Source organism: Bacillus cereus group sp. BfR-BA-01355, from assembly GCF_022663675.1.
GTDB lineage: Bacteria > Bacillota > Bacilli > Bacillales > Bacillaceae_G > Bacillus_A > Bacillus_A thuringiensis_S.
In genome coordinates, this window is sequence record NZ_JAKUFY010000055.1 from 25,526 (window position 1) to 34,705 (window position 9,180).

Genomic DNA, 9,180 nt, shown 5'->3' on the forward strand with positions numbered 1-9,180 from the left:
TATTTACACCTCGTCTTTTAATTTCTCCCCATCCAGGGCGGGCTATTTTAAGAAAGGAGCTAGCTTCTACATCAAAAGAAGTAGAAGCTTTTTTCACTTTTCTTATTTCATACTTTCTAAAAGCTCTTGCTCATAATCATAAAGAGCTGTTGGATAGTCCCCATTAAAATAAGCCATACATAGACCGCCATATTTCCCTTCATATGGACGCCCAATTGCATCTACTAATCCATCTTCGCTTAAAAATGTTAAAGAATCTGCTCCGATCATTTCACGGATTTCTTCTACTGTATTATTTGCTGCAATTAATTCTTTTCTCGTTTGAATATCAATGCCATAAAAACATGGATACTTAAGAGGTGGTGAAGCGATTCTTACGTGAACTTCTGTCGCTCCAGCTTCACGAAGCATACGAACAATTCGTTTACTTGTCGTTCCTCTTACGATAGAATCGTCAATCATAACAACTCGTTTCCCTTCCACTACACCTCTTACTGCTGAAAGCTTCATCTTAACCCCTTGCTCACGCAGTTCTTGAGAAGGCTGAATAAAAGTACGTCCAACGTAACGATTTTTAATTAATCCTAATTCATACGGAATGCCTGTTGCCTCCGCATAGCCAATCGCTGCTGAAATACTAGAGTCTGGTACACCAGTAACAACATCCGCTTCAATAGGAGCTTCCGCTGCTAAACGTTTTCCCATATTTTTACGCGCTGCATGAACGTTAACACCAGCAATATTAGAATCTGGTCGTGCAAAGTAAATGTATTCCATACTACAAATCGCATGTTCTACATCGTTTGTAAAACGATCTACGTGAATTCCTTCATCATTAATGATAAGTAATTCACCAGGTTCTACATCGCGAATGTATGTTGCACCTACTACATCAAAAGCACATGTTTCAGATGCTACAACGTAAGCATCCCCCATCTTTCCAATTGAAAGCGGACGGAATCCATTTGGATCTAACGCAACGATCATTTCATTTCCAGTTAGTAAAAGATACGCAAACGCACCTTTCACTTTATTCAGAGCCTCTTTTACACTTTCAATTAAAGAGTCTTTCGTACTACGTTTAATAAGATGTAAAAGTACTTCTGTGTCTGAACTTGTTTGAAAAATACTTCCCTCTGCCTCTAATTCACGGCGAAGCATTTTTGCATTAATTAAATTCCCGTTATGAGCTAGCGCCATACTATGATCAGAAAAACGGAACAACAATGGTTGAACGTTAGCAACTTCACTTCCACCAGCTGTTGCATATCGTACATGTCCGATTGCTGATTTTCCATTTAATCCTTCTAGCTCGCCTCTTGAAAACACTTCTGATATTAAACCTAACCCCTTGTGACCGACAATTTTCTCACCATTATTTACGACAATGCCTGCGCCTTCTTGTCCACGGTGCTGTAAACTGTGCAATCCGTAGTATGAAACTTGTGCTGCATTTTCATGCCCCCAAATTCCGAAAACGCCACATTCTTCGTTTAACCCCTTTATTTCAGCAAGCATGGGATTGCCCCTTTCCAAGCCTTTCTCATTTCATCTACATTTGCTGTAAGTAATACTTCATTTTCTTCATTATGAATTGTTACTTCATTTGTACTTGTTACTTCTCCAACTTGGATTGCTTCTACCGCTTTCTCAAACGCCTCTTTATTTTCACGTTTTACAGTAATCACGAAGCGAGACTGTGATTCAGCGAATAATGCTGCTGTTGCTTCTCCATCTAATTTCACAGTAGCACCTAAGCCTTTAGCACCAATTGCACTTTCTGAAATCGCAACTGCTAAACCACCCTCAGCAACATCATGTGCAGATTGAACAAGACCAGCTTGAATTGCTTCTAATACTTGTTTTTGGCGTTTTAATTCTACATCTAAATCGATACTTGGTGATTGCCCGAAGATTTTACCGTGAATCATTTTCTGTAATTCACTTCCGCCAAACTCAGCTTTCGTCTCACCGATTACATAAACTAAATCGCCAGCTTGCTTAAACTCTTGTGTTGTTACATGTTTTAAGTCATGTACAAGTCCGACCATCCCAACAGTTGGTGTTGGATATACAGCTTCGCCACTACGCTCGTTATACATCGATACGTTTCCGCCGATAACTGGTGTTTGTAATGTGCGACAAGCTTCACTCATACCGTCTACTGATTTCTCAATCTGCCAGAAAATCTCTGGTTTTTCTGGGTTACCGAAGTTTAAGCAATCTGTAATTGCAAGTGGCTCCCCGCCAGAACATACGATATTTCGCGCTGCCTCTGCTACTGCAATTTTACCGCCCATTTCTGGATCTAGATAAATGTAGCGAGAGTTACAATCTGTCGTCATTGCTAATCCTTTTTCTGTACCGCGTACACGTACAACTGCAGCATCTGAACCTGGTGTCACAACTGTACTTGTGCGAACTTGGTAATCGTATTGATCGTATACCCACTCTTTACTTGCAATTGTTGGTTGCTGTAATAGAGCGAATAACGCTTCTTTATAATTTTCTACTTTTGGCGTTTCCATTTTCATTGCTTGGAATTCAGCAAAGTATGCTGCTTCTTTTGATGGCTTATGATAAATTGGTGCTTCTTCTGCTAAAGCATCTGCTGGAACTTCAGCTACCTTTTCACCTTTATGGAATAAACGAAGCATTTTATCTTCTGTTACTTTCCCCATCGTAACTGCTGCAAGACCATACTTCTCAAATAAATCTACTATTTCTTGTTCTCTACCTTTTTTCACAACAATTAACATACGCTCTTGTGATTCAGATAGCATCATTTCATATGGTGTCATTCCTGTTTCACGCTGTGGTACATCATCTAAGTACATTTCAATACCCATTCCTGCTTTACTTGCCATTTCTGCAGAAGATGATGTTAAACCAGCCGCACCCATATCTTGAATTCCAACAAGTGCATCAGATTGAATTAATTCTAAACACGCTTCAATAAGAAGTTTCTCCATAAATGGATCCCCTACTTGAACCGCTGGACGTTTCGCTTCTGAACTTTCAGATAGTTCTTCCGACGCGAATGTTGCACCGTGAATACCGTCACGACCAGTCGATGCCCCTACGTACATTACTGTGTTACCAGCACCGTGCGCTTGCCCTTTTTTAATGTCTTCATGATTAATCAAACCTACGCACATTGCATTTACAAGTGGATTTCCTTCATAACATGGATCAAATTGTACCTCGCCGCCAACAGTCGGAATACCGATGCAGTTACCGTATCCTGCAATTCCTGCTACTACTTCTTCGAATAAATATTTCACACGTGGTGACTGTAATTCACCGAAACGAAGTGAGTTTAATAGAGCTACCGGACGTGCTCCCATAGAGAATACGTCACGAATAATACCACCAACACCTGTTGCAGCTCCTTGATATGGTTCAATAGCTGAAGGATGGTTATGACTTTCCATTTTAAATACAACTGCTTGATTATCACCTATATCTACAATCCCAGCACCTTCTCCAGGTCCTTGCAGAACACGCTCACCTGTCGTTGGAAACTTACGAAGAACTGGTTTTGAATTTTTATAACTACAATGTTCAGACCACATTACAGAGAATAATCCTGTTTCTGTATAATTTGGCAGACGACCTAAAATCCTTTCAACCATGGCAAACTCTTCGTCTGTTAGCCCCATTTCCGCATATATACGCTCTTCTTTAATTTGTGTTGGATTTGGTTCAAGCATTAACGACATATGTTTCCCTCCACTGTTTTAAGATAGATTGAAAGACTTTTAACCCTTCAGCACCGCCAAGTAATTCATCTACAGCACGCTCTGGATGTGGCATCATACCAAGTACATTTCCTTTTTCGTTTACAATACCAGCAATATCTGAAACGCTACCGTTAGGATTTTCTACGTAACGGAATGCGATTTGATTATTCTCTTCTAATTGTTTAAGAGTCTCTTCGTCACAATAGTAATTCCCCTCACCATGAGCGATTGGAATATTGATTATTTCATTTTTTTCATATTGTGATGTAAACATCGTTTCATTATTTTCAACACGCAACTGAACAGTGCGACACATAAATTTTAAGTTTTCGTTTCTCATTAACGCTCCTGGTAGTAATCCTGATTCAACAAGAATCTGGAATCCATTACATACACCTAAAATCGGCTTTCCTTGCTCAGCAGCTTTTTGCACTGCTTTCATTGCATTAGCAAAGCGAGAAATAGCACCGCAGCGTAAGTAGTCACCATAAGAAAATCCACCTGGTAGTAGAATTGCATCATATTCATCTAAATTCTCTGTATCGTGCCAAACGTAATCTACTTCTTCGCCAAGCTCATCTTTAATTGCATGGAACATATCGACATCACAGTTCGAACCCGGAAATACTATTACGGCAAATTTCACTGTGCGACAACCTCCTCAACTTCATAACGGAAGTCTTCCATTACAACGTTCGCTAATAGTTTTTCACACATTTCTTTTACCTTGCTATCTAAATCAGATACAGATTTATCAATTGTTAGTTCCATGTACTTTCCGATTCGAACGTCTTGTACTTCTGTAAATGAAAGACTATGAAGTGCTCCTTTTACTGCTGTTCCTTGTGGATCTAATACGCTTTCTCTTAATGTTACATATACCTTAACTTTATACATGTGAAATTCCCCCTAAACGTTTTAAAATCTCTTCATAAGCTTCTGTTAAATTTCCAAGATCACGACGGAATACGTCTTTATCAAACTTTTCATTGCTCGTTTCATCCCATAAACGGCAAGTATCTGGTGAAATTTCATCCGCTAAAATGATTTCTCCTTCTTCCGTTACACCAAACTCTAATTTGAAATCTACTAATCTTACACGACAGCTTGCGAAATGATCAATCAACACTTGATTGATTTGTAGAGCCATATCTCGTAATACACTTACTTGCTCTGGCGATGCAACGTTTAATACACGAATATGATCTTCCGTTACAAGCGGATCTCCTAAATCATCATCTTTGAAGTAAAATTCTACGATTGGTTCTGCAAGTACAGTTCCCTCTTCCATTCCTAATCGTTTTGAAAGACTTCCTGCAATTACATTTCTTGTGACAACTTCTAAAGGAATAATACTCACTTTTTTAACAAGTTGTTCTGTTTCAGATAACTTCTCAACAAAATGTGTTTTAATTCCCACTTCTTGTAACTTTCTGAACAATAAAGTTGTAATTTCATTGTTCAAACGACCTTTTCCTGTAATCGTCTCTTTTTTCTCCCCATTGAAAGCAGTCGCACTATCTTTGTACTCTACCCAAACCATATCTGCTGATTCTGTACGATAAATTCTTTTTGCCTTACCTTCATACAGCAATTCTAGCTTTTGCATTTCGCAAGCCCCCTGTAGTTTGAAAAATGTGAATAATGTTTTTATAAATAATGGCACAGAATGACTCTATTCTGTGCCATATGAAATTTTACGCTTCGTTTAATCCAAGGCGTTCAAAGATTGTATCAACGTGTTGCATGTGATGCTCATAGTTGAAGCATTCATTAATTTCTTCTTGTGTTAACTTGCTTGTAATACGCTCATCAGCTTCTACAAGCTCTTTAAATTGTACTTGTGTTTCCCAAGCTTCCATCGCTTTAGGCTGTACGATATCATAAGCTTCTTCACGTACCATACCTTTGTCGATTAGTGTAAGCATTACGCGCTGAGAATAAATTAAGCCGTATGTTCTTGTCATATTGCGTTTCATATTCTCTGGGTATACAGTTAAGTTTTTAACGATATTACCAAAGCGATTTAACATGTAATTTAACGCGATTGTAGCATCTGGTAAAATTACGCGTTCTGCTGAAGAGTGAGAAATATCACGCTCATGCCATAATGGAACATTCTCATAAGCTGTCATCATATAACCGCGGATAACACGAGCTAAACCAGTCATATTTTCAGATCCAATTGGATTACGCTTATGCGGCATTGCAGAAGAACCTTTTTGACCTTTTGCGAAAGCTTCTTCAACTTCACGTGTTTCACTCTTTTGTAAACCACGAATCTCAACTGCCATCTTTTCGATAGATGTTGCGATTAGTGCAAGTGTTGACATGTAATGAGCATGGCGATCACGTTGCAATGTTTGTGTTGAAATTGGTGCTGCTTCTAATCCTAAGTTTTCACAAACATACTTTTCTACGAATGGATCGATATTTGCATATGTACCAACCGCACCAGATAATTTACCAACGCGAACTGTATCAGCTGCTTGCTTGAAACGCTCTACGTTACGTTTCATTTCTTCATACCAAAGACCAAGTTTTAAACCAAATGTTGTTGGTTCTGCATGAACACCGTGTGTTCTTCCCATCATGATTGTGTATTTATGCTCTTTCGCTTTGTTAGCTAAAATGCTTACAAAGTTCTCTAAGTCTTTTAATATGATTTCATTCGCTTGTTTTAAGATGTAAGATAATGCTGTATCTACTACGTCTGTAGATGTTAAACCGTAATGAACCCATTTACGTTCTTCGCCTAGTGCTGGCGTTTCTGATACAGCACGAGTGAATGCAACTACATCATGACGTGTTTCTTTTTCAATTTCATAAATACGATCAATATCAAATGATGCATGTTCACGAATTTTTTTAACATCTTCTTTTGGAATATCGCCAAGCTCAGCCCATGCTTCACAAGCTAAAATCTCAACTTCTAACCACGCTTTAAATTTGTTCTCTTCCGTCCAAATCGCACCCATTTCAGGGCGTGTATAACGACTAATCATCTTTTTCCCTCCAACAGTTGTTCTTGATGGTCCCAAATATGCAAACTCTTCGCTTTTTCTAGAGCAACTTCAATATTATCATTTAAAATATTAACATGCCCCATTTTCCGCTTTGCTTTTGCTTCTTCTTTTCCATATAAGTGTAAATAGCACCCGGTTAATCTATTCACTTGTCTTAGGACCCCTTCTATATGTTCGCCTAAAATGTTTACCATGACAACTGGTTTTAACAAATTTGTTTCTCCTAGAGGTAAATTGCAGATTGCTCGAATATGTTGACCAAATTGGCTCGTTTCACATGCATCCTGTGTATAGTGTCCTGAATTGTGAGGTCTTGGTGCTAATTCATTAATGTAAATCTCACCATTATCTGTAGCAAACATCTCTACCGCTAGTGTTCCCACAAGTTCTAATTCATCCGCAAGTACCTTTGCATACGCAATTGCTTTTTGAGAAAGCTCTTCTGTAATGCGAGCTGGAACGATAGATTCATGCAAAATGTTATTTACATGGATATTTTCCGCTACCGGAAATACTTTCGTTTCACCACTTACACTACGAATCACAATAACGGATACTTCTTTTTCAAAAGGCACCCATTTCTCTAAAATACACTCTGCTTTATCCACAAGATTTCTTGCTGTCTCAACATCAGCCTCACTTCTTAAAACAACTTGCCCTTTCCCATCATATCCACCTGTCGTCGTTTTTAAGACGGAAGGGAATGATAACTCAGTAATTGCTTCTGTAAGCTGATCTTGATTTTGAACTAATCTATACGTTGCTACTGGTAACCCAGCCTTCTCAATTGCATTCTTTTCTGTAAAACGATTTTGCGTTTTATTTAACAACTGACTACCTTGTGGCAAGTAAGCATGTTTTTCAAGCCATTGTAAACATCTATAATCAATATTCTCAAATTCATATGTGACAACATCACTTATCTCTGCTAAATACTGAATTGCCTTTAAATCGTCATACGGTGCAACAATTTCAATATCAGCAACTTGTGCACATGGTGATTGCTTTATAGGATCTAAAACAGCAATTTTATATCCCATCTCCTTGGCTGCCAATGCCATCATTCTTCCTAGCTGGCCGCCTCCAATAATGCCGATCGTTTTTCCAGGTAAAATGATTCTCGTCATACTAGTTCACTACCTTCACGCACATCTTTTTCAATCGCTTCTCGTCTCAATTCTAATGCATCATGTATATCATCATGGAATGATCCAAGTATTTGTGCAGCAAGTAATCCAGCATTTGTTGAACCGGCTTTACCAATTGCAACAGTTGCAACTGGAACGCCTCCTGGCATTTGGACGATGGATAATAATGAATCTAGGCCGTTTAATGCTTTTGATTGAACTGGAACTCCGATTACAGGAAGATTTGTCTTCGCTGCAACCATTCCTGGTAAATGTGCTGCTCCACCAGCTCCAGCAATAATAACTTTCAATCCACGTTCACGAGCCGTCTCTGCATATTCAAACATATAATCCGGAGTCCGATGAGCGGATACAACTTTTTTCTCATACGGTATATTTAATTCATCTAAAATGTCACAAGCATATTTCATTGTTTCCCAGTCTGACGTACTTCCCATTATGACTCCAACTAGTGATTTCATATTAGAATCCCCCCGATTCAAATAAAAAAAGCCTGAAATAGAACAGTTTCTCTTTTACTATGAGAGAAAGCGCTCTACTCAGGCATACGTATCCCTTGTGAATAGAAAAATACCGAGTGACTTTCCCTCATAGTCTAACGAATAACGGTCGTTAGGTAGAGACTTGCAGGCCATATCCCCGCGATTATATGAGGTCTTATATTATTGTTTCTATGGCTATATTAACAATATTTCATAAACGATGTCAATAAATAATCGAATGTTTTTTTATTAGTAGTCAATAACGTTCGTGTTTTAGTTATATTCAAAAGAAGAATTGCAACTATATGCAAGAAGAAAAGGGAATTAGAATATATATTTCTAGAGATCTATTTACTTATAATCGTTTATATAGTACTTCAGTATGTTTTAAATCAAAATATGTACACTCTTGTATTCTACACATCAATAGAACTTTTATTATAACGATTTAATTTCTAAGGAGGATAAACATGAAAGAAAGAACTACGCTATTATCCTATTTATTTTTTCTATCGCAGTAATTGTTGTAATTATTGAATACTTATTTATAGCATCTCATTATTTAAAATATATACTTATGATAGAAATAATGTGTCCTATTTTAAAAGTCTCTATTTCATTCTTTTTTCGTCTTTAGCGTTATTAAATTTATGAATTATAACATTCGGTAAATAAAAATAAACACAAAAAAACCTAAGTCGAAACGACTTAGGTTTTTGCTTGGCGACGTCCTACTCTCACAGGGACAAGGTCCCAACTACCATCGGCGCTAGAGAGCTTA

At 37.9% G+C, this 9,180-nt stretch carries 8 protein-coding genes, 1 pseudogene and 1 riboswitch; of the genes and pseudogenes, 1 reads left to right on the plus strand and 8 read right to left on the minus strand.

Translation table 11 applies throughout. The features are described from left to right. Positions 1 to 102: 102 nt before the first annotated feature. From purF to purE, 8 genes are all read right to left on the minus strand, one after another. The gene (gene purF, locus MR167_RS18330) at positions 103 to 1,518 is read right to left on the minus strand and encodes an amidophosphoribosyltransferase (protein ID WP_000879026.1); all 1,416 of its coding nucleotides are present in this window, start codon (positions 1,516 to 1,518) and stop codon (positions 103 to 105) included. Further along, a complete protein-coding gene (purL, locus tag MR167_RS18335) occupies positions 1,503 to 3,722 on the minus strand; it encodes a phosphoribosylformylglycinamidine synthase II (protein ID WP_000055594.1) in 2,220 nt (739 codons plus the stop codon). Before purL ends, purF begins: the two co-directional genes overlap by 16 nt. Continuing rightward, entirely contained in the window at positions 3,706 to 4,389 is a 684-nt protein-coding gene (gene purQ, locus MR167_RS18340; RefSeq protein WP_000666782.1) for a phosphoribosylformylglycinamidine synthase subunit PurQ, read from the minus strand. The genes purL and purQ overlap by 17 nt, the downstream gene beginning before the upstream one ends. After that, positions 4,386 to 4,640 carry a phosphoribosylformylglycinamidine synthase subunit PurS gene (purS, locus tag MR167_RS18345; protein ID WP_000278823.1) on the minus strand — a complete coding sequence of 85 codons (255 nt, stop codon included), beginning with the start codon at positions 4,638 to 4,640 and terminating at the stop codon, positions 4,386 to 4,388. The genes purQ and purS overlap by 4 nt, the downstream gene beginning before the upstream one ends. Next, positions 4,633 to 5,352, minus strand: a complete 720-nt coding sequence (gene purC / locus MR167_RS18350) for a phosphoribosylaminoimidazolesuccinocarboxamide synthase (protein ID WP_001170545.1) — start codon at positions 5,350 to 5,352, stop codon at positions 4,633 to 4,635. The genes purS and purC overlap by 8 nt, the downstream gene beginning before the upstream one ends. A gap of 88 nt (positions 5,353 to 5,440) precedes the next feature. Beyond that, positions 5,441 to 6,748 (minus strand): adenylosuccinate lyase, encoded by a 1,308-nt coding sequence (purB, locus tag MR167_RS18355; protein WP_000625682.1) that lies wholly within the window; start codon positions 6,746 to 6,748, stop codon positions 5,441 to 5,443. Next, positions 6,745 to 7,896 carry a 5-(carboxyamino)imidazole ribonucleotide synthase gene (gene purK / locus MR167_RS18360; RefSeq protein WP_000196763.1) on the minus strand — a complete coding sequence of 384 codons (1,152 nt, stop codon included), beginning with the start codon at positions 7,894 to 7,896 and terminating at the stop codon, positions 6,745 to 6,747. Before purK ends, purB begins: the two co-directional genes overlap by 4 nt. After that, positions 7,893 to 8,378: a 5-(carboxyamino)imidazole ribonucleotide mutase gene (purE, locus tag MR167_RS18365; RefSeq protein ID WP_000839367.1), complete on the minus strand. Its 486-nt coding sequence runs from the start codon at positions 8,376 to 8,378 to the stop codon at positions 7,893 to 7,895. Before purE ends, purK begins: the two co-directional genes overlap by 4 nt. Positions 8,379 to 8,488: 110 nt before the next feature. Then, positions 8,489 to 8,590: riboswitch (purine riboswitch) on the minus strand. Positions 8,591 to 8,869: 279 nt separating this feature from the next. Here purE and MR167_RS33380 point away from each other — a divergent pair. Beyond that, positions 8,870 to 9,053, plus strand: a pseudogene (locus MR167_RS33380) (hypothetical protein). Positions 9,054 to 9,180: the final 127 nt, after the last annotated feature.